Genomic DNA, 24561 nt, shown 5'->3' on the forward strand with positions numbered 1-24561 from the left:
TGCACTGCCGTCCGGCCCACGGTGGAGACCCACCGGGTCGGGCGGTCCACGATAGCCCGTGGGCCGACCCCTCCGCCCATCGCGGGCGACCGCGCGGCCGCGGCCCGGCACCGGGTCGCGCTAGGGTCGTGCGGTGCCTGCGCCGCTCCGTCGAACCACCACCGGACCGGCCGCGTCGGCCGGTGCGTCGCGGCGCTCGGTGCTGACCGGCCTCGCCGGCGCCGCCGTGGTCCTGCCGGCGGTCGGCGGGTGCAGCGGCGGAGACCCGGCTCGCACCGCTCCGACCCCGGCCGACCCACGCCCACCCGGCAGCGCCGGGGAGCAGGACGGGTCCGCCCCCGGCGCCGACGGCGACCTCGTGACGACGGTCGTCGCCGACCTCGCCGCCGCCCGCGCCCTCGCGGAGAGGACCGTGCGCCGCCACCCGGGCCTGCGGTCGTCGCTGCGCCCTGTGGCGGGACTGCACACGACCCACCTCGACCTGCTCGGAGGTGCGCCCGCCGACGACGCGCGCCGGGACGACTCCCCCGTGGCCCCCGGGGCCGGTGCGGCGCTGCTCGGCGTACGACGGGGCGAGGAGCGGCTGGTGCGGCGGCTGACGACCTGGGCCGTGGCGGCCGAGAGCGGCGAGCTGGCCCAGGCGCTGGCCGCGATGGCTGCGGGCACCGCGCAGCGCCTGGCCGTCCTCCCGGCGACGCCACCTCGCGGGGGTGCGGCGTGAGCGGCCCCGCGACCTCGGACACGACGGCGCAGGACGGCGCCGGCCGAGCCGCGCTCGTCGCCGCGCTCCAGGCCACGCTCGAGGGCGAGCACGCGGCCGTCTACGTCCTCGGCGTGCTCGGCGCCCGCACCTCCGCATCGGCCTCCCCCGAGCTCTACGCGCGCCTCCAGGGGCTCTACGCCGCGCACCGCGCGCGTCGCGACGACCTCAGCGGCGCCCTGCTCTCCCTCGGCGAGGACCCGGTCGGGGCCGCGGTCGCCTACGACGTGCCCGGGCCGTCTGGGCAGGGACCCGGCGCGGTCACGGACACCGCCCGCGGCGTCGAGGCCCGGTGCGCGCAGGCCTACGCCGCGCTCGTCGGGAGCAGCACCGGGGCGCGACGCCGGTGGGCCGTCGACGCGCTGCGCGTCACGGCGGTGGGGCTGCTGGACCTGGGCGGCTCGCCGGAGGCGCTGCCCGGCACCGCCTGAGCCGTAGCACCGCGTGCGACCCGCGGCGGCCGTGGCCGCCCGGTGGGCGCACCGCCCGTCGACCCGGCCGGAAATGCGACGATCCGCGAACTCGCGTCGTCGAGGAAGTCCCGAGATCTCCCCCGAGGACGCGAGTCCGCGGACCGTCGTGGCCGGGGACGTGGCCGGTGCTCACGCGGATCGGTGTGGGTCCGTCCCGCGCTACGTGCAGAATCATGCAACGCGCCGCCGGAGCGTCGCGAGCCGCGCGGCTCCTCAAGAAGTTGCATTGCACAAACCTGCAGAACGGCAGGTCCGTGCAAGCGGCACCTACCTGCCACACGCACGCACGGCCCGTCCCGCGGTGCGGGACGGGCCGTGCGTGAGGGCCGAGCGTGACGGGCTGCGGCGAGCGGGCGTGGATCAGCCGCGGTAGGCGGTCCACATCTGCTGGCTGCGGGTCGCCTGGCCCGCGGTGAACATGGTGTAGCAGGAGTCGTAGCTGTAGTCCATGAAGTTGTGGATGGGGTCGAGGCCCGGCAGCGTGCAGGAGTCACGCCCCTCGGGGCAGCCCGTGGTCGAGCTCGACTGCGCGGGGGTGTCGCCCACCTCGTCGTTGGTGCTCGTGCAGCCGCCCTGGAAGGTGTGGTAGAGCCCGAACCAGTGACCGGCCTCGTGGGTGGCGGTCTCGCCGAGGTTGTAGTTGGTGGCCGCGCCGCCCGGCAGCGAGGTGTACTGCACGCGGATGCCGTCGATGCCGGGGTTGCGCTTGTAGTCCCACGGGAAGGTCGCGATGCCGAGGTAGTCGAAGTCGACCAGCCAGATGTTCAGCGCGTTGGCCCCGCCCTTGCGGGTCTGCTTGCGGTAGGTGGCGCTCTGCTTGTCCTGGTGCCACTGGGTGTTGTTGAAGCGGTCGACGCCGGCGAGGGTGAACTGGAACCCGGTGTCGGCGGCCTCGGTGGACTTGCCCCCGCTGAAGCTGGTGTTCATGACCGCGATCTGCTGGGCGATCTGGCTGTCGGTGACGTCGCCCCCGCCGTTGGCGTCGCGCATCACGTGGACGTAGACGGGCACGGTCGCACCCACCGCGCGGGCGCCGGGGCGGCGCTCCTGCTCGAGGCGCTCCTGCTCCAGGCTCTCCTGCTCCAGGCGGCGCTGGAAGTCCCGCTCGATCCGCTCCTGCTCGAGCGCGTCGATGGCCCGGTGGTCGCGCACGCGCTCGCCGCCGCGGGCGGCGGCCGCCTCGTCGTGGCCGTGGGCGTCGGCGACGACGCAGTCGCGCGAGACGTCGCCGGTGGTCATGGCCTGGGCCGGCGCGAACGAGCCGAGGGCCAGGGTGGTGAGGAGGAGCGCGCCCGGCCCGAGGACGGCGGCGGAGCGGCGGAGCTGGCGGGTCATGCCCATGGAGTGGAGATCCTTCGTGCGGGCCGGCGTTCGTCGCGGCCAGGTGGGCCGATCCTGCAACAGAACCACCGGCCGCAGCGGCCCCAGGGCGCTGCACGTTCGTGCAATGCAGGAACGTGCAGGAGATCGTGCAGCGCGTCGCCCCGGCGCGCGGCGCGGCGCCGGGGTCAGGCCCAGCCGCGCACGACGTCGAGCACCCCGCCGATGCTCGACACCACCGCGTCGGGCACGCCCTCGGTGTGGCCGCGCTGCTCGTCGGGGATGGTGCTGTGCGGCACGTGGACGGCGCGCAGACCGGCCTGCTGGGCGCCCCACACGTCGTCGAAGAGCCGGTCGCCGACGTAGACGCACCGCGTCGGGTCGCTGGCCCCGACGGCGTCCATCGCGGCCCGGAAGGCGTGGCGGGACGGCTTGGTCCAGGCGATCTCCGAGGTGTAGACGTCACCGTCGAGCAGGTCGAGCACGCCGTCGCGCTCGAAGAAGCCGCGGTGCCAGGCGCGCGGCCAGATCGTGTTGGAGAGCACCCCGACGAGGATCCCGTCGGCACGCAGCGCCTCGAGGAGCGGTCGGACCTCGGGGTCGGTGGCGGTGTGGGGCTCCCAGAAGGCGCGGTAGGCCTCGAGCAGCTCGGGGTCGTGGGCCAGGCCGGCCTCGTCGAAGAGGTCGGCGACGGTGGCGCTGCGCTGGTGGTCGCGGCTGCGCCCCCACACCACGGCACCGGCCTCGTGCAGGCGCGCGGCGTGGACGTCGTCGCCGTGCTCCGACTCCACCACCGCCCGAGCGAGGGCCAGCGACTCGGCGTGGAAGTCGACGTCGTGCCACTGCGTCAGCGTGCCTCCCCAGTCGAAGAGGACCGCCTCGACGCCGCCCATCGCGCCTGCTCCCCTCAGGCGCGGACGAGCCGCACGAGGTGGTCGACGACGTGGTCGGCGGCGACGTCCTCACGCCCGCCCGAGGCGCGGTCGCGCACCTCCACCGTGCCGGTCTCGGCCAGGCTCTTGCCGACGACCACGACGGTCGGCACGCCGATCAGCTCGGCGTCCTTGAACTTCACGCCGGGGCTGACCTTGCCGGTGCGGTCGTCGTAGAGCACGTCGAGCCCCTGGCCCGACAGCTCGTGGGCGATGCGCTCGGCCGCGGCGAGGACCGCCTCGTCCTTGCCGGCCGCGACCAGGTGGACGTCGGCGGGCGCGACGTTGCGCGGCCAGGACAGCCCGCTCCCGTCGAGGGTGCCCTCGGCGATCGCGGCCACCGCGCGGGTGCACCCGATGCCGTAGGAGCCCATCGTGACCGTGACCAGCTTGCCGTTCTCGTCGAGCACCTTGAGGTCGAGCGCGTCGGCGTACTTGCGTCCGAGCTGGAAGATGTGGCCCATCTCGATGCCGCGCGCGGTCTCCAGCACGCCGCCGTCGGTGCCGCCGCAGGCGGGGCACAGGTCGCCGTCGCGCACCTCGGCGGCCTCGATGGTGCCGTCGGCGGTGAAGTCGCGGCCGGCCACGAGGTCGAGCACGTGGCTGCCGTCGACGTCGGCGCCGGTGACCCAGCGGGTGCCGTCAACGACCCGGGGGTCGACGACGTAGCGGATGCCGGAGGCGCTCTCCTCGCCCAGCACGCCGGGGCCGATGTAGCCCTTGACGAGCGCGGGGTGGGCGGCGAACTCGGCCTCGCCGAAGGGCTCGACCTCGATCGGCTCGAGCTGGCCCTCGAGCCGCTTCTGGTCGACCTCGCGGTCGCCGGGCAGGCCGATGGCGAGCGGCTCGCGCGTGCCGTCGGGGTGCTTGAGCACCACCAGTACGTTCTTCAGGGTGTCGGCGGCGTGCCAGGGGCGGTCCTCGCGGGGGAACGCCTCGTCGAGGTGGGCCACCAGCGAGTCGATGGTGGGGGTGCCGGGGGTGGCCTCGGCGTGCGCGGCGGGCGCGTCCTCCCAGCCGGAGGCGGGCGGGGTCAGCACCTCGACGGCCTCCACGTTGGCGGCGTAGTCGCAGCGCGTGCAGCGCACGTAGGTGTCCTCCCCCACGTCGGCCTTGGCGAGGAACTCCTCCGAGCGGGAGCCGCCCATCGCGCCCGAGGTGGCCTTGACCACGACGTACTCGAAGCCGAGACGGTCGAAGATGCGCACGTAGGCGTCGCGGTGGGCCTGGTAGCTGGCGTCGAGGCCGGCGTCGTCGACGTCGAAGGAGTAGGAGTCCTTCATCGTGAACTCGCGTCCGCGCAGGAGGCCGGCGCGGGGACGGGCCTCGTCGCGGTACTTGGTCTGGATCTGGTAGATCGAGAGGGGCAGGTCCTTGTAGGAGGAGTACAGGTCCTTGACGACGAGGGTGAACATCTCCTCGTGCGTCGGGCCGAGCAGGTAGTCGGCGCCCTTGCGGTCCTTCAGGCGGAAGATGCCGTCGCCGTACTCGGTCCAGCGGTTGGTGGCCTCGTAGGGCTCCCGGGGCAGCAGTGCCGGGAAGCTGAGCTCCTGGGCGCCGATGGCGTCCATCTCCTCGCGCACGATGGCCTCGACCTTGCGCAGCACCTTGAGGCCCAGCGGCAGCCAGGAGTAGATGCCGGGCGCGGCGCGACGGATGTAGCCCGCGCGCACCAGCAGGCGGTGGCTGGGCACCTCCGCGTCGGCGGGATCGTCCCTCAGGGTGCGCACGAACAGGGTCGACATCCGCAGGATCATGGGCTCAGCGTAGGGGTGGTGCCGCCGACGGCACGAACCAGTTGTCCGCTCCCCGCGGGAGCGGGCACAACCGATCACGCCGGGCGCGCGTCTCCACCAGGAGCCCGGACCCGCCGGGCCACCAGCCCGGGAGGACCGACCACCCATGGACCGCACCCGCACCCGCACCCGACGGCTCCCCTCCGCGCTCGCCGCGGCAGCCGCCCTGGCCGCCCTGTCGTGCTCGACCCTCGCCGGGCCGGGCGCCGGCGCGGCGAGCGCCGAGGCGGCGACGCCGGTCGCGCCCGGCTCGCTGACCCGTGGCGCCGACCCGGCGGTGCCCGTGCTCGCGGGACGCACGATCACCGACGGTGAGCGCACCGTCCGCGTGCCCGGCCGCTCCCCCTCCCTGCTCGGCGCCTCCGGCGACGGGTACGTCGTCACCACCGGGCTCGACGGGCGCCGACCGGTGCTGCTGCTCGACGGGTCGGGGCGCCACACCCTCGTCGACGACCTCGGCACCGACGACGCGCGGCTGGCCTCCGACGGCTCCGTCGTCGTCCTCACCCACTACCGGTTCGCCGCGCAGAGGTCACGGGTGCGGGTCCTCGACGTCGCCACCGGGTCGATCGCGCAGCGCCGAGGGTTCGAGGGCTTCGCGAACGTCCTCGACGCCGACGCCACCCGGGTCGTCGTCTCCACCTTCCCTCCCCGCGCCACGATGCTCTGGGACCTGGCCGCGGACCGGGTCGAGCTCGTCGGCCGGCAGCCGGGCTACGCCGCCTCGCTCGCCGACGACCGGCTCGCGGTCTACACCGGCGACCCCTACCGGGGCGGGTGCAGCCGCGTCGTGCGGCTGCAGGACCCCTCGCGGACGCTGTGGCGCTCGTGCGAGGAGCGGGTGACGGCCTTCGCCCCGGGCGGTGAGCGCCTCGCCACGGTCGGTCTGCTGGCCGACGGCCGCGGCCCGCAGGACGTGTGGGCGCGCGGCACCGACGGCACCCTGCTGCAGCACTACACCGTGGCCGGCTGGTTCGGGCTCGTGCAGTGGGAGGACACGACCGGGCTGCTGCTCGACAGCCACGGGGTGAGCCGAGCGGCGCTCGTGCGCTGCGACACCGACGCCACCGTCACCGACGGCGGGTGCGAGCGGGCCGGGGACCTGAGAGCCGTGACCGCAGGGTCCTGACAGCCGGTCGGTCCGGTCGGGCCGCGCGGCTCAGGCGCCGCGGGCGACCTTGAGCGCCACCCGCACCAGCTCGGCCTGCAGCGGCAGCCGGGCCAGGGTGCCGGCGCGCAGCACCGCGCTGCGGCTGCGGCGCGCGTCGGCGGCCATCTTCACGTTGCCCGGGAAGACCCCGACCAGGAGCGCGGCGCTGGCCCAGCCGGCGGCGCGGCGCGTCGCCGGCACCGCCATGCCCGCGGCGCACGCCAGCTCGGCGACGCCACTGCCCCAGATGACCTCGCGGTGGGCCGGCACCCACGCGGGCATCAGCGGCTCGAAGGTCTGCGGTCGCACGAGGTGCACCACACCGCTGGTGACGAAGGCCCCGGCGAGGAGCTTGGCGGCGAGGGGCAGCGGAGCGGCGGTGGGTGCGGGCACGGCCCGAGGCTAGTGGGCCGCGGGGGCGGGGAGCTGGCCGGCTCAGAACATGACGGTCGAGAAGCGCGCGGTCTCCTCGAAGCCGACCGCGGCGTAGGTCCTGCGGGCGGGCTCGTTCCACTCGTTGACGTAGAGCGACACCGTCGGTGCGATCTCGGCGCGCACCAGCTCGGCGACCGCCGCCATGCCCGTGACGGCCAGCCCCTCGCCGCGACGGTCGGCGGGCACCCAGACGCCCTGCACCTGCGCGGCGTGGGGCGAGGCGCAGGCGACCTCGGCCTTGAAGACGAGCCGGCCGTCGTCGAAGCGGGCGAAGGACCAGCCCCGGCTCACCAGCTGCGCGACCCGGGCGCGGTAGAGCTCCGCACCGCCGCCCTGCTCGGGGGAGACGCCCACCTCCTCGGTGTACATCGCCACGCACGCGGGGTAGAGCTCGCCCATGTCGGCGCGCGTCGTGCGCCGTACGCCCGGGTCGGGGGCGACGTCGGGGGTGCGGGCGAGCTCGAGGTGGGGCTGGCGCCACCGGGTCTCGCGGGGCCGGCCCCACGACGAGGCGAGGTGACCCCACAGCACCTCGACGGCCTCGTGGGGGCCCACGATGGTCGACACGCTGCGCCCGCGGGTCAGTGCGCGCTCCGCGAAGGCGCGGGCGTCGTCGGCGGTGGCGCCGATCGGCACCAGGTTGGCGCCGACGTGGCACGCGGCGACGAGGCGGCCGTCGACGAAGCGGCCCCACACCTCCCCGCCCAGCCAGCGGGGCTCCAGGTTGGTCGTGCGCGCCCGGTAGTCGGCGAAGACGTTGACCACGGGGTCGAGCTCGACGAGCGCGAGGAACTCGTGGAGGTCGGCCGCCCCCAGGGGGCGCACGCCGTGGCGGGTGGTCAGCACCCCTGGAGCCTAAGGCCCCGAGGGCGTCACCGAGTCACCCCGCCGTGGGTGGGCCCGGGTGAGGCGGCGCCGGTGGCTGCGCTCAGCCGACGCTGACCTCGGCGGCGGCGCCGTCGACGGCCTCCATGCCCTCGGCGATGCGCATGGCCTCCTCGATGAGGGTCTCCACGATCTGCGACTCCGGCACGGTCTTGATGACCTCGCCCTTGACGAAGATCTGGCCCTTGCCGTTGCCGGAGGCGACGCCGAGGTCGGCCTCGCGCGCCTCGCCCGGACCGTTGACGACACAGCCCATGACGGCGACGCGCAGCGGCACCTCCATGCCCTCGAGACCGGCGGTGACCTCCTCGGCGAGCTTGTAGACGTCGACCTGGGCGCGGCCACAGCTGGGGCACGAGACGATCTCGAGCTTGCGCGGGCGCAGGTTGAGCGACTGCAGGATCTGGATGCCGACCTTGACCTCCTCGACCGGCGGGGCCGAGAGCGAGACGCGGATCGTGTCGCCGATGCCCTGGCTCAGCAGGGCCCCGAAGGCGGTGGCCGACTTGATGGTGCCCTGGAAGGCCGGGCCGGCCTCGGTGACCCCGAGGTGCAGCGGCCAGTCACCGGCCTCGGCGAGCAGCTCGTAGGCGCGGACCATCACGACGGGGTCGTTGTGCTTCACCGAGATCTTGAAGTCGTGGAAGTCGTGCTCCTCGAAGAGGCTGGCCTCCCACACCGCCGACTCCACGAGGGCCTCGGGCGTGGCCTTGCCGTACTTGTCCATGATCCGCTTGTCGAGCGAGCCCGCGTTGACGCCGATGCGGATGCTCGTGCCGCGGTCCTTGGCGGCCCGGGCGATCTCCTTGACCTGGTCGTCGAACTTGCGGATGTTGCCCGGGTTGACCCGCACCGCGGCGCAGCCGGCGTCGATCGCGGCGAAGACGTACTTGGGCTGGAAGTGGATGTCGGCGATGACCGGGATCTGCGACTTCTGCGCGATCGCGGGCAGGGCCTCGGCGTCGTCCTGGCTCGGGCAGGCCACCCGCACGATGTCGCAGCCGGTCGCGGTGAGCTCGGCGATCTGCTGCAGCGTGGAGTTGATGTCGGACGTCAGCGTCGTGGTCATCGACTGCACCGAGACGGGCGAGTCGCTGCCGACCCCCACCGAGCCGACCTTGATCTGGCGGGTGGGGCGGCGCGGGGCGAGCACGGGCGGCGGGGCCGACGGCATCCCCAGGTTGATCTCGGTCATGCCCCCAGGCTACTGCGCACCCCGCAGGGCCTCAGAACGGCGTGGCGACGGGGGCGACGAGGTCGCCGACGATGAGCACGACGCCCATGACCAGCAGCGCGGAGGCGACGACGTAGGCGACCGGGAGGAGCTTGGCGGCGTCGACGTAGCCGGGGTCGGGCCGACCGCGCAGGCGGGCGGCGCCGCGACGGATCCACTCCCAGGTGGCACTGGCGATGTGGCCGCCGTCGAGGGGCAGCAGCGGCACGAAGTTGAAGACGCCGATGAAGAAGTTGAAGCCGGCGATCAGCGAGAGCAGGAAGGCGACCTTGTCGCCGCCGGGGATCTGCTCGGCCGAGCTGACCTCGCCCGCGATCCGGCCGCCGCCGACGATGCTGACCGGGCTGTCGGCCGCGCGCTCCTCGACGCCGACGATGGCCTGGCCGACCTCGTAGACCTTGACCGGGAGGGTGACCAGGGCCTGCACGGTGTCCTTGGCCATGACCCCCATCTGCTCGAGGGTGTAGAGCGGGCCGCCTCGGGTGACGACCAGCTCGACGGTGGGCGTCACGCCCAGGAAGCCGACCTGGCGCAGGGTCTCGTCGGTCTCCGAGGTCGGCCGGGTCTCCACCGTGGTGCTGGTCGTGCCGGTGAGCTCGCGGCCGTCGCGCTCGTAGCCGATGACGGCCTCGCCGTCGGCGTTGTCGCGGATCAGCTCGCGCAGCTGGTCCCAGCCGGTGACGGCCGTGCCGTTGAAGGAGGTGATGGTGTCGCCGGGTCGCAGGCCGGCGTCGCTGGCCGGGCTGGCCGGGTCGTCGGCCGCGCACTCACGGCCCTCGTCGGAGTAGGGGATGACGCACTGCGAGACCGTGTCGACGACCGGCGCACCGGCCTCGGGCTCGATGGTGCGGGTGCCGTAGGTGCCGAAGACGATCCAGAACAGGAAGAAGGCGATGAGGATGTTGACCGTGGGGCCGCCGGCCATCACCACGATCTTCTTCCACGAGGCCATCTTGTAGAAGAGACGGTCGCTGTCCTCGGGGCGCACCAGCTCCCACTCCGCCGCGCGGGCGTCGGAGATGAGCTGGGTGAACATGCCGGTGTTGGACTTGCGCACGCGGGTCACGGTGTTGCCGTCGGCGTCGACGGTGGTCTCGTCGGCCAGCTGCGCGGCGCCGGGCGGCAGCATGCCGACGATCTTGACGTAGCCGCCGAGCGGGATGGCCTTGACGCCGTACTCGGTCTCGCCGACCTGCTTGCTCCACACGGTGGGGCCGAAGCCGATGAAGTACTGCGTCACCTTCCCGCCGAAGCGCTTGGCCGGGATCATGTGACCGAGCTCGTGCAGACCGATCGAGACCAGGATCGCGACGACGAAGACGAGCACGCCGAGGAGGTAGAGCAGGGCGGTGGTCATCGGCTTCCTCGGCTCGTGGAGCGGATCGTGGCGCGGGCCGTCTCACGGGCCCAGGTGTCGGCAGCGAGCACGCCGTCGAGGGTGGGCTGCTCGTCCGAGGGTACGTCGTGACCGCGCAGCACCGCAGCGACCACGTCGACGATCCCGGTGAAGCCCAGCCGGCCGTCGCGGAAGGCCGCGACGCACTCCTCGTTGGCGGCGTTGTAGACCGCGGGGGCCGTGCCGCCGCGGCGACCGGCCTCGCGGGCCAGGGCGACGGCGGGGAAGGCCTCGTCGTCGAGCGGGTCGAAGCGCCACGTCTGCGCCGTCGACCAGTCGACGGGGGCCGCGGCGCCGGGCACCCGGTGGGGCCAGGCCAGGCCGAGCGCGATCGGGATCATCATCGTGGGCGGGCTGGCCTGCACCAGCGTGGAGCCGTCGGTGAACTCCACCATCGAGTGCACGACGCTGGTCGGGTGCACCACGACCTCGATGTCGTCGTAGGGCACGCCGAAGAGCAGGTGGGCCTCGATCACCTCGAGGCCCTTGTTGACCAGGGTCGCGGAGTTGATCGTGATGACCGGCCCCATCGACCAGGTCGGGTGGTCGAGCGCCTCGGCCGGGGTGACCTCGGCGAGCTGCTCGCGGCTGCGCCCGCGGAAGGGCCCGCCGCTGGCGGTGAGCACGAGCCGGCGCACCTCCTCGCGCGCCCCGCCGCGCAGGCACTGCGCGACGGCGGAGTGCTCGGAGTCGACCGGCACCACCTGGCCGGGAGCCGCCGCGGCCAGCACCAGCGGGCCGGCCATGATCAGCGACTCCTTGTTGGCGAGGGCCAGCGTCGAGCCCGACTCGAGCGCGGCGAGGGTCGGGCGCAGCCCGACCGCTCCGGTGATGCCGTTGAGCACGACGTCGGCGCCGAGACCGGCGGCCTCGACCGACGCCTCCTCCCCCAGCCCGCTGTACGCCGGGCGCAGCTCGGCCACCTGCTGCGCGAACAGCTCGGGCTGGCCGCCCCCGGCGCTCAGCCCGACCACGCGGAACCGGTCGGGGTGGGCCCGCACGAGGTCGAGGGCCTGGGTGCCGATCGAGCCGGTGGAGCCGAGGATGACGATGTCGCGACGCTCACTCACGCGCGCCAGTCTCCCCCGTCGCGCCCGGGCCGGCCGCGGGGCCCCGCGACCGGCCACGCGAGCGGCCCCGCGAGCGGCCCGGCGGGCGGCCCGGCCGGGCTCACCGTCAGGGTGCGACCGGGGTGACGGGCTCGGCGTCGGGGGCGGTGGCGGCGAAGGCCTCGGCGACGACGTCGAAGGCCTCGTGCAGCAGCGCGTCGGGGATCGACAGCGGCGGCAGGAAGCGGAAGACGTTGCCCCAGGTGCCGCAGGTGAGCACCACGACGCCGTTGCGGTGGCAGTGGGCCGCGACGGCGGCGGTGCGGGCGGCGTCGGGGGTGGTCGTGCCGGGCTCGCACAGCTCGATGGCCATCATGGCGCCGCGACCGCGGACGTCGGCGACGACGGGGTGCTCGGCGGCCAGCGCGGTGAGGCGCTCGGTCATCAGCGCGCCGAGGTCGCGGGCGCGACCCACGAGGTCGTGCTCGCGCATCTCCTCGATGGCGCCCAGCGCGGCGGCGCAGGCCAGCGGGTTGCCGCCGTAGGTGCCGCCGAGGCCGCCGCCGTGCACGGAGTCCATCAGCTCGGCGCGGCCGGTGACGGCGGCCAGCGGCAGCCCGCCGGCGATGCCCTTGGCCGTGGTGACCAGGTCGGGCACGACGCCCTCGTGGTCGCTGGCGAACCAGTCGCCGGTGCGGCAGAAGCCGGACTGGATCTCGTCGGCGATCAGCACGACGTCGTTGTCGGTGCACCACTGCGAGAGCGCCGGCAGGAAGCCCGGGGCCGGCACGACGAAGCCGCCCTCGCCCTGCACCGGCTCGATGACGACGCAGGCCAGGTTGGTGGCGCCCACCTGCTTCTCGATGACGTCGATGGCGCGCGCGGCCGCCTCGGGGCCCGAGAGCCCGTCGCGGAAGGGGTAGGACATCGGGGCGCGGTAGACCTCGCCGGCGAAGGGCCCGAAGCCGTGCTTGTAGGGCATGTTCTTGGCCGTCATGGCCATCGTGAGGTTGGTGCGGCCGTGGTAGGCGTGGTCGAAGACGGCCACGGCGTCCTTGCCGGTGGCGACGCGGGCGATCTTCACGGCGTTCTCGACGGCCTCGGCGCCGGAGTTGAACAGGGCCGACTTCTTGGCGTGCGAGCCGGGGGTGAGCTCGGCGAGGGCCTGCGCGACGTCGACGTAGCCGTCGTAGGGCGTGACCATGAAGCAGGTGTGGGTGAAGGCCTGGACCTGCTCGGTGACGTTGCGGACCACCGCGGGGGCGGCGTTGCCGACCGTGGTGACCGCGATGCCCGAGCCGAGGTCGATGAGGGAGTTGCCGTCGACGTCGACGAGGACGCCGCCGCCCGCGGCGACCACGAAGACGGGCAGGGTCGTGCCCACGCCGTCGGCGACGTAGGCCTTCTTGCGCTCGAGGCGCTCGAGCGAGGCCGGGCCGGGGATCGCGGTGACCAGGCGCCGCTCCTGCGGCAGGCCCACGTTGGTGGCGGGGCCGGTCGGGGTGGTCGGGGCGTGCTGCTGGGTGTCGGTCACGAGTCCATCTCCTTCATTCCCCACGGGCTGCCGTAGGCCGTGAGCAGGTCGAGGAAGGGTACGGCGTCGAAGGCCTCGGGGCCCAACACGCCGGCCCCGCGCCACACGCCGGTGGCGAGCAGCTCGAGGGCGACCACGGGGTTGACCGCGGTCTGCCACACCACGCACTGGTGGCCGTACTCCTGCATCGTCCAGGCGTTGTCGACCACGTGGTAGAGGTAGGTCGACCGGGGCGCGCCGTCCTTGCCGAGGCCGGTGACCCAGAGCCCCGCGCAGGTCTTGCCGCGCATCCGCGGGCCCACGGTGGCCGGGTCGGGCAGCACCGCGGCGACGACGTCGCGCGGGCTGACCTCGACGCCCTTGACGCGCACCTTCTCGGTGCGGTCGAGGCCCAGGGTGTGCAGGGCCTTGAGGATGGAGATGAACTCCTCGCCCAGGCCGTACTTGAAGGTCGCGCGCCGGCAGTCGATCCAGCGCGGCATGAGGAGCACCTCCTCGTGCTCGACGTTGACGCACTCGACCGGCCCGATGCCCTCGGGGAAGTCGAAGACCTCGGGCTCGCTGAAGGGCGCGGTGGTCGACCACTGCCCGTCCTGCCAGACGACGGGCGGGTTGAGGCACTCCTCGATCGTGGTCCACATTGAGAACGACGGCGCGAAGACCTCGTTGCCGTCGTCGTCGGTGACCACGAGGTTGGCGCCGTCGCGCGTGCCGAGCTCGTCGATCTCGCTGAAGAGGTGGTCGGCGGCGTAGCGGGCGAAGACGTCGGACAGGCCCGGCTCGACGCCGATGCCGACCAGGGCCAGCCGTCCGGCGGCCTCCCACTCCCCCGCGACCGCGAACTGCTCGTCGCCGAGCTTCACACCGCACTGCTCGTACGGCGCCTCCGGGTGCGGTCGCGAGAGCGACATCGCCATGTCGAGGTAGTCGGCCCCCGCGGCGAAGGCGCCCTCGAAGACCGGCATGTCGAAGACCGGGTCGACCGCGTTCATCACGTGGGTGATCCGGTGCTCGCGGCACAGCGCGCTCACCGAGCCCGCGTCGGAGGCGTCGACGCGCGCGGCGGCGTACCGCTCGTCGGTCGCGGCGGCGCTCTGCGCCTTGGCCTCGTCGTAGTCGGCGACGACCAGGGCCTCGAAGAAGTCGCGGCGCGCGGCGATGGCCGCGAAGGCCGAGCCGACGCCGCCGGCACCGACCAGGAGGATGCGCATGGGGCTGCTCACCGGGCTGGTCACCGGGTCACTCACCGTGGTAGCTCATGACGTGCTTGACCCGGGTGTAGTCCTCGAGGCTGTAGGCCGAGAGGTCCTTGCCGTAGCCGGAGTGCTTGAAGCCGCCGTGGGGCATCTCGGAGACGAAGGGGATGTGGGTGTTGATCCACACCACGCCGAAGTCGAGGCGCTTGGACATGCGCAGGGCCCGGGCGTGGTCGGCGGTCCACACCGAGGACGACAGCCCGTACTTCGTGCCGTTGGCCCAGCGCAGGGCCTCGGCCTCGTCGGAGAAGCGCTGCACCGTGATGACCGGGCCGAAGATCTCGGTCTGCACCTGCTCGTCGTCCTGGCGCAGCCCCGAGACCACGGTCGGCTCGTAGAAGTAGCCCCGCTCGCCCTGGCGGGCACCGCCGGTCTGGAGCGTGGCGTGGTCGGGCAGCCGGTCGACCATGCCGCTGACGCGGGCCAGCTGGTCGGCGTTGTTGAGCGCGCCGTAGAGCACGTCCTCGTCGTCGGGGAGTCCGGTGCGGGTGCCGCGGGCGGCCTCGGTGAGCGCGGCGACGAACTCGTCGTGGACCCCGGGGGCGACCAGCACGCGGGTGGCGGCGGTGCAGTCCTGGCCGGCGTTGAAGTAGCCGGCCTCGGCGATGGCCGCGGCGGCACGCTCCACGTCGGCGTCGTCGAAGACCACGACCGGGGCCTTGCCGCCGAGCTCGAGGTGCACCTTCTTCAGGTCGGCGGCCGCGGCCCCCGCGACCTCCATGCCGGCGCGCACCGATCCCGTGATCGAGACCATCTGCGGTGTCGGGTGCTCGACCAGGCGGCGGCCGGTGTCACGGTCGCCGCACACGACGTTGAGGACCCCGGGCGGCAGGAACTCCTGGGCCAGCTCGGCGAGCAGCACCGAGGTGGCCGGGGTGGTGTCGCTGGGCTTGAGCACGATGGTGTTGCCGGCGGCCAGCGCCGGGGCGATCTTCCAGATCATCATCATCAGCGGGTAGTTCCACGGCGTCACCTGGCCGATGACGCCGATCGGCTCACGGCGGATCCACGAGGTGTGGTCGGCCATGTACTCCCCCGCCGACTTGCCCTCCAGCAGCCGCGCCGCCCCGGCGAAGAAGCGGAAGTGGTCGACGCCGACCGGGAGCTCCTCGGTGGCGGTCAGGCCCAGTGGCTTGCCGGTGTCGCGCGACTCCACGCGCACGAACTCCTCGCTGCGCCGGTCGAGGGCGTCGGCGATGCCCAGCAGCGCGGTCATCCGCTCCTGCGGGGTGGTCTCGCCCCAGGTCTCGAAGGCCCGGTCGGCGGCGGCGTAGGCGCGGTCGACGTCCTCGGCGTCCGAGAGCGGCGCGGCGGCGTAGACCTCCCCCGTCGTGGGGTCCTCCACGTCGTAGGTGGCGCCGGAGGCGGCGGCGACGAGCTCGCCGTTGACAACGTTCTGGAAGGTCTGGTCGGCCATGACCGGAGCCTAGTCAGAACACAACGGAATCTGTAGACCTCCGCCCGATCCGATGCGAAATCGGTCGTGACCGTGACCTCAGACCGCGAAGACGCACGCTCCGTCGACCCAGGTCGAGGTGACCTGGGTCGCCCCGACCTCCTCGACGGGCCCGAGGAACGGGTCGCGGTCGAGCACGACCAGGTCGGCCACCGCCCCGGGCGCCACCGTGCCGGCGCCGACGTCGTCGCGGCGGTTCACCCACGCGCTGCCCGAGGTGTAGGCCGCCAGCGAGGTCGCGAGGTCGAGCGCCTGCTCGGGCAGGAAGGCCTCGGTGCCGCCGCGGCCCGCCTCGTCGCGCGCCCAGCGGTTGACCGCGACGTGCACCGCCTCGAGCGGGTGCGGCGTCGAGACCGGCCAGTCGCTGCCGGCCACGAGCCGCGCACCCGTGCGGTGCAGGGAGCCGAAGGGGTACTGCCACCCGGCCCGCTCCAGGCCGAGGAACGGCAGCGTCAGCTCGACCATCTGCTCGTCGAGGCAGGCCCACAGCGTCTGCAGGTTGGCGGCGACGCCCAGGGCGCCGAAGCGCGGCACGTCGTCGGGGTGCACGAGCTGCAGGTGCGCCACGTGGTGCCGCCCGGCGCGACGCAGGTCGTCGTCGAGGGCCTCGAACGCGTCGAGCGCCTCGCGCACCCCGCGGTCGCCGATGCCGTGCACGTGCACCTGGAAGCCCTCCGCCGCGAGGGCCGCGACCGCCGCGGTGAGGGCGGCGGGGTCGAGGAAGGAGTGCCCGGCGTTGTCGGTGGGGTGGCCGCACCGGTCGAGGTAGGGCGCGGTGAGGGAGGCCGAGCCGTTCTCCGCCACGCCGTCCTGCATGACCTTGACGCTCGTGGCGCGGAAGCGGCCGTGGCTGTAGGCGGCGCGGCGGGCGACCAGGTCGGCGACCTGCTCGAGGCCGCGGTCGCGCTCCCACCACAGCGCGCCCACGACGTGGGCGGTGAGCACCCCGCGCTGCGCCGCCCTCAGGTACGCCGGCCCCGGGTCGTCCATGCCGGCGTAGGCCCCGACGATCGCGTCCTGCCACCCGGTGACGCCCACCGAGTGCAGGTAGGACTGCCCTGCGAGGAGCGCCGCGTCGTACTCCGCCTCGGTGGTCGCCGGAGCGAGGTCGGCGACCAGCGCCATGGCCGCCTCGTGGAGGGTGCCGGTGGGCCGGCCGTCGGCGTCGCGCTCGATCCGGCCGTGGGGCGGGTCGGGCGTCTCCGCGGTGATGCCGGCCAGCTCGAGGGCGCGGGTGTTGACCCAGGCGCCGTGGTGGTCGCGGTTGGGCAGCAGCACCGGCCGGTCGGGCACGACCGCGTCGAGGTCGGCCGCGGTCGGGGTGCCGCCGGGGAAGGCGGCCATCGCCCAGCCCCCGCCGAGCACCCACCCGCGCTCGGGGTGCGCGTCGGCGTAGGCGGCGACCGCCGCGACGTAGGCCTCGCGCGTGCCGACGTCGGAGAGGTCGCAGCGCACCCGCTCGAGACCGCCCTGCACCGCGTGCACGTGGGCGTCGACGAACCCCGGGGCCAGCATCCCGCCGGCGAGGTCCACCACCTGCTGGCCGGGCTCCGGGCGCGGGCGGCCCTGCCCGGCGCGGCGTACGTCGGTCACGACGCCGTCGCGCACCACCACCGCATCGACGGCGCCCACGTGCTCGTGGCCGTCGAAGAGGCTCCCACCGGTGAACACCGTCGAGGTCATGGCTGCAGTGAACCAGAGCCCCGGGCCGGTCGCGCCCTGACGCCCGACGGGCGGGATTCGACGGATTCCGTCACGGAAACCCGCTCACACCGTCGATTCCGCTTGCACACCTCCCCTCGGAGCGCGCACGATGAGCGCATGCTCCCTGACTACGACCACCTCCAGAAGGCCGCCAAGGACCACCTCTGGATGCACTTCACGCGCCACGGGTCCTACGAGGCCGCCGACGTGCCGGTGATCGTGCGCGGGGAGGGCGTGCACCTCTACGACGCCCACGGCAAGCGCTACCTCGACGGCCTGGCCGGTCTCTTCGTCAGCCAGCTCGGTCACGGCCGCCGCGACCTGGCCGAGGCCGCGGCCACGCAGGCCGGCGAGCTGGCCTTCCACCCGCTGTGGTCCTATGCCCACCCCACCGCCATCCGGCTGGCCGAGCGGGTGGCGTCCTACGCGCCCGGCGACCTCAACCGGGTCTTCTTCACCACCGGCGGCGGCGAGGCGGTCGAGAGCGCCTGGAAGCTGGCCAAGAACTACTTCAAGCTCACCGGCCGCCCGATGAAGCACAAGGTCATCAGCCGCTCGATCGCCTACCACGGCACCACGCAGGGGGCGCTGTCGATCACGGGCCTGCCGCTGCTCAAGCAGCAGTTCGAGCCCCTGGTGCCCTCGACCTTCCGCGTGCCCAACACCAACGCCTACCGCGCCCCCGCCCACGCGCTGGGTCCCGGCGGCGACGACCTCGAGGCCTACGGCCGCTGGGCCGCGGACCAGATCGCGGTCGCGATCGAGAACGAGGGCCCCGACACGGTGGCCGCGGTCTTCCTCGAGCCGGTGCAGAACGCCGGCGGCTGCTTCCCGCCGCCGCCCGGCTACTTCCAGCGCGTGCGCGAGATCTGCGACCGGTACGACGTGCTCCTGGTCTCCGACGAGGTCATCTGCGCCTTCGGCCGCCTCGGCCACATGTTCGGGGCCGAGCGCTACGGCTACCAGCCCGACATCATCACCTGCGCCAAGGGCCTGACGTCGGGCTACTCCCCGCTCGGCGCGATGATCGCCTCCGACCGGCTGATGGAGCCCTTCCTGCGCGGCAGCGAGTGGTTCGCCCACGGCTACACCTTCGGCGGCCACCCGGTCTCCTGCGCGGTCGCGCTGGCCAACCTCGACGCCTTCGAGGAGGAGGGGGTGCTCGAGCACGTGCGCGCCAACGAGCCCGGCTTCCGCGCCACGCTGGAGCGGCTCAAGGACCTGCCCATCGTCGGCGACGTGCGCGGCGACGGCTACTTCTACGGCATCGAGCTGGTCAAGGACCAGGCCACCAAGGAGTCCTTCGACGACGACGAGAGCGAGCGCCTGCTCTACGGCTTCGTCTCCAAGTCGCTCTACGCCGAGGGTCTCTACTGCCGCGCCGACGACCGCGGCGACCCCGTCATCCAGCTCGCGCCCCCGCTCGTCGCGACCCAGGAGCACTTTGACGAGATGGAGCAGATCCTGCGCACCGTGCTCGACAAGGCCTGGGCCCAGATCTGAGGCGACGGCCCGCCGCTCGCCCCCGAGGGGCGGCGGGGCGGCGGGCCTCAGGAGTCGAAGCCGAGACCCGCGCGGTCGAGGCCGCGCAGCCACAGGTTGCGCCGCCCGCCGCGCGCGTCGGCGCGCGCGAGTGACCAGCGGGTGAGGTTGATGCCCACCGAGCGGGCCGGCTCGGGCGGGAAGGGCAGCGGCTGCTCGCGGACCATGCGCAGCCGGGTGCGCTCGGTGTCGGCCCCCTCCAGCAGGTCGAGCACGACCTGGGCCCCGAAGCGGCTGGCGCCGACCCCGAGACCGGTGTAGCCCAGCGCGTAGCCGACGCGACCCGACACGGCCGTGCCGTAGAAGGCCGCGAAGCGGGTGCAGGTGTCGATCACCCCGCCCCAGCGGTGGGTGAAGCGCAGCCCCTCCAGCTGCGGGAAGGTCGCGAAGAAGTGCTCGGCCAGGAGGCCGTGGGTGCGCTCGCGCTGCTCCAGGGCGGCGTCGATGCGGCTGCCCCAGTGGTAGACGGCGTCGTAGCCGCCCCACAGGATCCGGTCGTCGCGGGTGAGGCGGTAGTAGTGGAAGAGGTTGGCCCCGTCGCCGACCCCCTGCCGGCCCTCCCAGCCGATCGCGGCCTTCTGGGCGGGCGAGAGCGGCTCGGTCATCAGCACGTGGTCGTAGACCGGCACGCTCATCAGCCGCAGCCGCCGCAGCAGGGGCGGGAAGGCGTTGGTGGCCAGGGCCACCCGTCCCGCACGCACCGCGCCGGGCCCGTCGGCGCCGCGCACCGTCAGGCGCACCCCGGCGCCGTCGCGCGCGAGACCGGTGACGCGGCTCTGCTCGCAGACCTCGACCCCGGCGTCCAGGCAGGCCTGCCGCAGGCCCCAGGCCAGCCGCGCGGGCTCGACGAGGGCGGTCGAGGTGGGGTCGTGCAGCGCCCCGAGGTAGGTCGGCGAGTCGACCAGCGCCCGGGTCTGCGCCGCGTCGAGCCAGCGTGCGTCCCCGCCGTGGGCCGCGACCTCGGCGGCCACCACCCGCAGCTCGTCGACCTGGTGCGGCGCGGTGGCCACGGTCAGCTCCCCGCTGCGGCGCCAGTCGCAGTCGATGCCGAGCTCCGCGATGGTCGCGCCCATCTCCTCGAGGTTGGCCGCGCCGAGCCGGTCGAGCTGCGCCAGCTCCTCGGGCCAGCGCTCCAGGCCGTTGCCGAAGCCGTGGGTGAGGCTGGCCGCGGCGAAGCCACCGTTGCGCCCGCTGGCCTGGTCGCCGCAGGTGCCGGCCTCGAGCAGGAGCACCGAGCGGGAGGGGTCGCGGTGGCGGGCCAGCAGGGCGGTCCACAGCCCGGTGTAGCCGCCGCCCACCACGACCAGGTCGGCCTGGCGCTCGCCGGTCAGCGAGGCCGTCGGGCTCGGGCGCGCCGGGTCGTCGAGCCAGTAGGTGCGCGGCTCGGCGTACGCCAGGGAGTCCGCGGCGCCCGCGCGCGGGACGCGGCTGCGGCCCGACACGGAGGGGGCGCTCACCGCGACAGCGCCCGCGAGCGGCGGCGGCTGCCGAGCTCGCCGACCAGCACGACGGCGATCGACAGCACGAACATCACGGTGCCGATGACGTTGACCTGCATCGGCACGCCGCGCTGGCTCGCGCCCCACACGTACATGGGGAAGGTCAGCTCGGTGCCGGCGTTGAGGTTGGTGACGATGAAGTCGTCGAAGGACAGCGAGAAGCTCAGCAACGCCGCCCCGAGGATGCCGGGGAAGACCAGCGGCAGGGTGACGCGCCAGAAGGTCTGGGCCGGGGTGGCGTAGAGGTCCATGGCCGCCTGCTCCAGCGAGTCGTCCATGCCGGCCAGGCGCGAGCGCACGGTGACGACCACGAAGGACAGGCAGAACATCACGTGGGCGATGAGGATGGTCCAGAAGCCCAGCTGGCCGGAGAAGCCGGCGGCCACGAAGAGCGCCAGCAGCGAGGAGCCGAGCACGATCTCGGGCGCCGCCATCGGCAGGAAGATGAGCAGGTTCGAGGCCGAGCGGCCGCGGAAGTCGTGGCGCACCAGCGCGAAGGCCGCGAGCGTCCCGAGCAGGGTCGCGCCGAGGGTGGCGAGCACCCCGATCCGGATCGACACCCACAGCGCGTCGCACATCGACTGGTCCTCGCAGACGTTCGCCCAGTTGTCGAGGGTGAAGGACTGGAAGGCGTAGACGTTGCGGGTGCCCTCGTTGAAGCTCATCAGCACCACGACCGCGATCGGCACGAAGGTGTAGAGCAGTACCAGCAGGCCGAGCACCAGCACGAGGTGCTCGCGCAGCCACCGGCCCGCGGGCGGACGGGTCTCCCGTGCGGCGGGGCGCGCGGCGCTCACAGCAGCTCCTCCGTGCCGGCGCGGCGCACGTAGACCAGCACCAGCGCCACGATCAGCACCATGAGCACCATCGACAGCGCGGCCGCCGAGGGGTAGTCGCCCGCGTCGGTGAACTGGCTCTGGATGACGCTGCCGATGACGCGCTGGTTGGGGCTGCCCAGCAGCTGGGCGTTGATGTAGTCGCCCGCGGCCGGGATGAAGGTGAGCAGCGTGCCCGACACGACGCCGGGCAGCGACAGCGGCCAGGTGACCTTGAGGAAGCCGACCGCCGGGTGGGCGTAGAGGTCGGAGGAGGCCTCGATCAGCCGGGGGTCGATCTTGTCGATGCTGGCGTAGAGCGGCAGCACCATGAAGGGCAGGAAGTTGTAGGCCAGTCCCGCCACCACCGCGACCGGCGTGGCCAGCAGCCGGCCGTCCTCGCCGAGCAGGTGGAGGAACTGCAGCGTGTCGACGACGTAGCCGTCGTCGGCGAGGATCAGCTTCCACGACAGGGTGCGCAGCAGGAAGCTGGTGAAGAACGGCGCGATGACCAGCACCAGCATGAGGTTCTTCCACCGCCCGGCCTTGAAGGCGATCGCGTAGGCGAGCACGTAGCCCAGCACCAGGCAGATCAGCGTGGCGGCGGCGCCGTACGCCAGGGCGCGCAGCAGCGGCGTCCAGTACTCCTGGACGGCGTCGACGTAGTTGCCGAAGGCGTAGGTCATCTCGTAGCCGCGGAAGTCCGACCCGCTGGGGTCGTAGAGGCTGGTGGCGGCCAGCGAGTAGAACGGCACGACGAAGAACAGGGCCAGCCAGACGGCGGCCGGCAGGAGCAGCAGGTAGCCCGTGAGGCCCCGCTTGCGGCCGGTGTCCGGCTCGGCGTCGGCGAGGTCGGTCGACGGTGGCGGCGCGTCGGGCGGCGCCAGGGTCGGGGCGGTCGGGGGCGCCATCACGCGCCGTCCCGCTGCGCCCCGGCCGAGGCGTCCTGGGCGGCGTCGAGGAGGAAGGCGTACTCGGGGCGCCACGACAGCTCCACCCGCTCGCCCGTGGTGAAGAGGCGCTGGCGGCCGGTGTTCTGGGCGAAGACCTGGAGCTCCTGGCCCCAGGGCATCCGCACGAGGTACTGCGTGCTCACCCCGACGAAGCTGACGTCGGTGACGACGCCGCCGGGGATCGTGTTGCCCGGGGCGTCGAGCTCGGCGCCCTCCTCCCCGATCAGCACCTTCTCGGGGCGGATGCCGACCCAGCCGGCGCCGCCGTCGGTGTGGGTGCGCGCGGTCGGCACCGAGACCTGGATGCCGTGCATGTCGACCGTGGTGAGGTCGGCCGAGCGCGAGACGACGCTGCCGGCGACGAGGTTGGACTGGCCGAGGAAGTTGGCGACGAAGGTGCTGCGGGGGTTCTCGTAGAGCTCGGCCGGCGCACCCATCTGCTCGATGACGCCGGCGTTCATCACCGCGACCGTGTCGGCCATCGTCATGGCCTCCTCCTGGTCGTGGGTGACGTGGACGAAGGTGAGACCGACCTCGGTCTGGATCCGCTTCAGCTCGATCTGCATGCCGCGGCGCAGCTTGAGGTCGAGCGCGCCCAGGGGCTCGTCGAGCAGGAGCACCTCCGGCTCGTTGATCAGCGCCCGGGCCAGGGCCACGCGCTGCTGCTGGCCGCCGGAGAGCTGGGCCGGCTTCTTGCGGGCCTGGCTGCCCAGCTCGACGAGGTCGAGCATCTCGGCGACCTTCTCCTTGACGTCCTTGCGCTTGCGCCGACGCAGGCCGAAGGCGACGTTCTCGAAGATGTCGAGGTGGGGGAAGAGGGCGTAGCTCTGGAAGACGGTGTTGACCGGACGCCGGTAGGGCTTGGCCCAGGTGATGTCCTGCTCGCCGAGGGTGATGCTACCCGAGGTGGGCGTCTCCAGGCCCGCGACCATGCGCAGGGTGGTGGTCTTGCCGCAGCCCGAGGGGCCCAGCAGCGCGAAGAACGACCCGGCCGGCACGTCGAGGTCGAGGTCGTCGACGGCGGTGAAGGTCGCGAAGCGCTTGGTCACGCTGCGCAGCCGCAGCCCGTCGTACGCCGCGCCGCGCGCACCGCCCGGGTCGGCACCGGGTGCGACGCCCGGAGCGCTCGCCGGTCCTGCTCCCTCAGCCACCTGTGACATCGGCCCACTCCCCTTCGTACTGCGCGGTCTGCTGGTCGTCGAGCGGCATGAAGTCGAAGGTCGCGGCGAGGGCCTCGTCGTCGGGGAAGATCAGCTTGTTGTCGACGAGGCTGGGATCGATCTTCTCCATCTCCTCGCGGGCGCCCTCGACGGGGCAGATGTAGTTGACCCAGGAGGCGAGCTTCGCCGCCACGGCCGGCTCGTAGTAGTAGTCGATCCACGCCTCGGCGTTGGCGGTGTGGGTGGCGAGGTTGGGCACGATCATGTTGTCGCTCCACAGCGCCAGCCCCTCCTCCGGCGTCACGAACTTGATGTCGGGGTTGTCGAACTGCAGCTGGATGACGTCGCCCGACCAGGCCTCGCAGGCCACGACGTTGCCCGCGGCGAGGTCCTGGACGTACTCGTTGCCGGTGAAGGAGCGCACGTGGCCGTCGGCCACGACCTGGCGCAGCCGGTCGATGGCGTCGGCCCACTCGTCGTCGTCGAAGTCGCCCGGGTCGGCCCCGGTGACCTTGAGCATGAAGGCCATCGTGTCGCGCATCTCCGAGAGCAGGCTGATGCGGCCCTTGAGGTCGGGACGGGTGAGGAGCTCCTCGAAGCTGCCGACGGCGTCGGTCCTGCTCGAGTCGTAGGCGATGCCGGTCAGGCCGGTCTGCCACGGCGCGTGGTACCGCAGCTCGGGGTCCCACTGCACGCCGCGCAGGGGCTCGATGAGGTTGGCGTGCAGGTTCGGCACGCGGTCGGGGTCGAGGGGCTGGATCCAGCCCAGACCGATCATGCGCGCCGCCATCCAGTCGGTCAGCATGATCAGGTCGCGGTCGATGGGCTCGCAGGTGCCGAGCTGGTTGCGCACCTTGGCGTAGAACTCGGCGTTGTCGTTGACGTCGTCGGTGTAGTCGACCGTGATCCCGGTGCGCTCGGTGAACCCCATGAACGTGCCGTTCTTGTTGTTGCGGGGGTCGATGTACTGCGGCCAGTTGGAGATGACGAGCGAGCGGTCGCTCTCGGAGCGGTCGGCGGCGCGGCAGCTGGCGGGATCCTGGGCGGCGCCGGCGACCTCGAAGACGGGCAGCTTGAGCGCGGCGAGGCTGGCCCCCCCGAGGGCGAGCGCGCCCCCGCCGCGCAGGAGGGAGCGGCGACTGAGGCCGGTGGGTCGGTGGGACGGGAGGCTCACGACACTCCTTCCGGGGCACGGGCTGGCACGAGAGCAAG

21 protein-coding genes are annotated in these 24561 nt (G+C 73.3%); 4 read left to right on the top strand and 17 right to left on the bottom strand.

The window, feature by feature from the left end:
- Nucleotides 1-133: 133 nt before the first annotated feature.
- Together M3673_RS02695 and M3673_RS02700 are read left to right on the top strand one after the other, a co-directional pair.
- On the top strand, nucleotides 134-721 hold the full coding sequence (locus M3673_RS02695) for a hypothetical protein (RefSeq protein ID WP_251531314.1): 588 nt from the start codon (nucleotides 134-136) through the stop codon (nucleotides 719-721).
- Nucleotides 718-1191 (top strand): DUF4439 domain-containing protein, encoded by a 474-nt coding sequence (locus tag M3673_RS02700; protein WP_193664928.1) that lies wholly within the window; start codon nucleotides 718-720, stop codon nucleotides 1189-1191. The genes M3673_RS02695 and M3673_RS02700 overlap by 4 nt, the downstream gene beginning before the upstream one ends.
- 402 nt (nucleotides 1192-1593) lie before the next feature.
- Here M3673_RS02700 and M3673_RS02705 read toward each other — a convergent pair whose 3' ends face one another.
- From M3673_RS02705 to M3673_RS02715, 3 genes are all read right to left on the bottom strand, one after another.
- Nucleotides 1594-2568: a zinc metalloprotease gene (locus M3673_RS02705; RefSeq protein WP_251531316.1), complete on the bottom strand. Its 975-nt coding sequence runs from the start codon at nucleotides 2566-2568 to the stop codon at nucleotides 1594-1596.
- Between the two features lie 173 nt (nucleotides 2569-2741).
- Nucleotides 2742-3446 (bottom strand): HAD family hydrolase, encoded by a 705-nt coding sequence (locus M3673_RS02710; RefSeq protein ID WP_251531317.1) that lies wholly within the window; start codon nucleotides 3444-3446, stop codon nucleotides 2742-2744.
- Nucleotides 3447-3460: 14 nt separating this feature from the next.
- The gene (locus tag M3673_RS02715) at nucleotides 3461-5242 is read right to left on the bottom strand and encodes a proline--tRNA ligase (protein WP_251531319.1); all 1782 of its coding nucleotides are present in this window, start codon (nucleotides 5240-5242) and stop codon (nucleotides 3461-3463) included.
- Nucleotides 5243-5387: 145 nt separating this feature from the next.
- On the opposite strand from M3673_RS02715, the gene M3673_RS02720 reads away from it, so the two are divergent.
- On the top strand, nucleotides 5388-6410 hold the full coding sequence (locus M3673_RS02720) for a hypothetical protein (RefSeq protein ID WP_251531321.1): 1023 nt from the start codon (nucleotides 5388-5390) through the stop codon (nucleotides 6408-6410).
- A gap of 30 nt (nucleotides 6411-6440) precedes the next feature.
- On the opposite strand, the gene M3673_RS02725 is transcribed toward M3673_RS02720, so the two are convergent.
- The 9 genes from M3673_RS02725 to M3673_RS02765 form a co-directional block, all read right to left on the bottom strand.
- Entirely contained in the window at nucleotides 6441-6824 is a 384-nt protein-coding gene (locus tag M3673_RS02725) for a DoxX family protein (protein ID WP_251531323.1), read from the bottom strand.
- Nucleotides 6825-6866: 42 nt separating this feature from the next.
- Complete coding sequence (locus M3673_RS02730) at nucleotides 6867-7712, bottom strand: GNAT family N-acetyltransferase (RefSeq protein ID WP_251531324.1); 846 nt, start codon at nucleotides 7710-7712, stop codon at nucleotides 6867-6869.
- Between the two features lie 82 nt (nucleotides 7713-7794).
- Nucleotides 7795-8946, bottom strand: coding sequence for a flavodoxin-dependent (E)-4-hydroxy-3-methylbut-2-enyl-diphosphate synthase (ispG, locus tag M3673_RS02735; protein ID WP_056862409.1), 1152 nt, complete (start codon nucleotides 8944-8946; stop codon nucleotides 7795-7797).
- 31 nt (nucleotides 8947-8977) lie between these two features.
- Nucleotides 8978-10342, bottom strand: coding sequence for an RIP metalloprotease (locus M3673_RS02740; RefSeq protein WP_251531327.1), 1365 nt, complete (start codon nucleotides 10340-10342; stop codon nucleotides 8978-8980).
- Entirely contained in the window at nucleotides 10339-11451 is a 1113-nt protein-coding gene (dxr, locus tag M3673_RS02745) for a 1-deoxy-D-xylulose-5-phosphate reductoisomerase (RefSeq protein WP_251531329.1), read from the bottom strand. Before dxr ends, M3673_RS02740 begins: the two co-directional genes overlap by 4 nt.
- Nucleotides 11452-11557: 106 nt before the next feature.
- A complete protein-coding gene (gabT, locus tag M3673_RS02750) occupies nucleotides 11558-12964 on the bottom strand; it encodes a 4-aminobutyrate--2-oxoglutarate transaminase (RefSeq protein WP_228941789.1) in 1407 nt (468 codons plus the stop codon).
- The gene (locus tag M3673_RS02755) at nucleotides 12961-14211 is read right to left on the bottom strand and encodes a saccharopine dehydrogenase family protein (protein ID WP_251531331.1); all 1251 of its coding nucleotides are present in this window, start codon (nucleotides 14209-14211) and stop codon (nucleotides 12961-12963) included. Before M3673_RS02755 ends, gabT begins: the two co-directional genes overlap by 4 nt.
- Nucleotides 14204-15637 carry a gamma-aminobutyraldehyde dehydrogenase gene (locus M3673_RS02760; protein ID WP_056862403.1) on the bottom strand — a complete coding sequence of 478 codons (1434 nt, stop codon included), beginning with the start codon at nucleotides 15635-15637 and terminating at the stop codon, nucleotides 14204-14206. The genes M3673_RS02755 and M3673_RS02760 overlap by 8 nt, the downstream gene beginning before the upstream one ends.
- A 78-nt stretch (nucleotides 15638-15715) precedes the next feature.
- Complete coding sequence (locus tag M3673_RS02765) at nucleotides 15716-17359, bottom strand: amidohydrolase (RefSeq protein WP_251531333.1); 1644 nt, start codon at nucleotides 17357-17359, stop codon at nucleotides 15716-15718.
- 138 nt (nucleotides 17360-17497) lie between these two features.
- Here M3673_RS02765 and M3673_RS02770 point away from each other — a divergent pair, with 138 nt between their 5' ends.
- A complete protein-coding gene (locus M3673_RS02770; protein WP_251531335.1) occupies nucleotides 17498-18883 on the top strand; it encodes an aspartate aminotransferase family protein in 1386 nt (461 codons plus the stop codon).
- A 47-nt stretch (nucleotides 18884-18930) separates the two neighbouring features.
- Here M3673_RS02770 and M3673_RS02775 read toward each other — a convergent pair whose 3' ends face one another.
- From M3673_RS02775 to M3673_RS02795, 5 genes are read right to left on the bottom strand one after another with little or no spacing between them, the layout of a single operon-like run.
- On the bottom strand, nucleotides 18931-20379 hold the full coding sequence (locus M3673_RS02775; protein WP_251531336.1) for an FAD-dependent oxidoreductase: 1449 nt from the start codon (nucleotides 20377-20379) through the stop codon (nucleotides 18931-18933).
- Nucleotides 20376-21218, bottom strand: a complete 843-nt coding sequence (locus tag M3673_RS02780) for an ABC transporter permease (RefSeq protein ID WP_251531338.1) — start codon at nucleotides 21216-21218, stop codon at nucleotides 20376-20378. The genes M3673_RS02775 and M3673_RS02780 overlap by 4 nt, the downstream gene beginning before the upstream one ends.
- Nucleotides 21215-22147 carry an ABC transporter permease gene (locus M3673_RS02785; protein WP_251531340.1) on the bottom strand — a complete coding sequence of 311 codons (933 nt, stop codon included), beginning with the start codon at nucleotides 22145-22147 and terminating at the stop codon, nucleotides 21215-21217. The genes M3673_RS02780 and M3673_RS02785 overlap by 4 nt, the downstream gene beginning before the upstream one ends.
- On the bottom strand, nucleotides 22147-23349 hold the full coding sequence (locus M3673_RS02790; RefSeq protein ID WP_251531342.1) for an ABC transporter ATP-binding protein: 1203 nt from the start codon (nucleotides 23347-23349) through the stop codon (nucleotides 22147-22149). Before M3673_RS02790 ends, M3673_RS02785 begins: the two co-directional genes overlap by 1 nt.
- Nucleotides 23333-24523: a spermidine/putrescine ABC transporter substrate-binding protein gene (locus tag M3673_RS02795; RefSeq protein WP_251531343.1), complete on the bottom strand. Its 1191-nt coding sequence runs from the start codon at nucleotides 24521-24523 to the stop codon at nucleotides 23333-23335. The genes M3673_RS02790 and M3673_RS02795 overlap by 17 nt, the downstream gene beginning before the upstream one ends.
- Nucleotides 24524-24561: the final 38 nt, after the last annotated feature.

The sequence above is a fragment of the Nocardioides sp. P86 genome, from assembly GCF_023712465.1.
Classification (GTDB): Bacteria; Actinomycetota; Actinomycetes; order Propionibacteriales; family Nocardioidaceae; genus Nocardioides; species Nocardioides kribbensis.

Excerpts from the sequence above, each read along its gene's own strand:
- M3673_RS02705 (WP_251531316.1), bottom strand. The coding sequence starts at position 2,568 with ATGACCCGCCAGCTCCGCCGCTCCGCCGCCGTCCTCGGGCCGGGCGCG.
- M3673_RS02710 (WP_251531317.1), bottom strand. The coding sequence starts at position 3,446 with ATGGGCGGCGTCGAGGCGGTCCTCTTCGACTGGGGAGGCACGCTGACG.
- M3673_RS02715 (WP_251531319.1), bottom strand. The coding sequence starts at position 5,242 with ATGATCCTGCGGATGTCGACCCTGTTCGTGCGCACCCTGAGGGACGAT.
- M3673_RS02720 (WP_251531321.1), top strand. The coding sequence starts at position 5,388 with ATGGACCGCACCCGCACCCGCACCCGACGGCTCCCCTCCGCGCTCGCC.
- ispG (WP_056862409.1), bottom strand. The coding sequence starts at position 8,946 with ATGACCGAGATCAACCTGGGGATGCCGTCGGCCCCGCCGCCCGTGCTC.
- M3673_RS02740 (WP_251531327.1), bottom strand. The coding sequence starts at position 10,342 with ATGACCACCGCCCTGCTCTACCTCCTCGGCGTGCTCGTCTTCGTCGTC.
- M3673_RS02760 (WP_056862403.1), bottom strand. The coding sequence starts at position 15,637 with ATGGCCGACCAGACCTTCCAGAACGTTGTCAACGGCGAGCTCGTCGCC.
- M3673_RS02765 (WP_251531333.1), bottom strand. The coding sequence starts at position 17,359 with ATGACCTCGACGGTGTTCACCGGTGGGAGCCTCTTCGACGGCCACGAG.
- M3673_RS02770 (WP_251531335.1), top strand. The coding sequence starts at position 17,498 with ATGCTCCCTGACTACGACCACCTCCAGAAGGCCGCCAAGGACCACCTC.
- M3673_RS02785 (WP_251531340.1), bottom strand. The coding sequence starts at position 22,147 with ATGGCGCCCCCGACCGCCCCGACCCTGGCGCCGCCCGACGCGCCGCCA.
- M3673_RS02790 (WP_251531342.1), bottom strand. The coding sequence starts at position 23,349 with ATGTCACAGGTGGCTGAGGGAGCAGGACCGGCGAGCGCTCCGGGCGTC.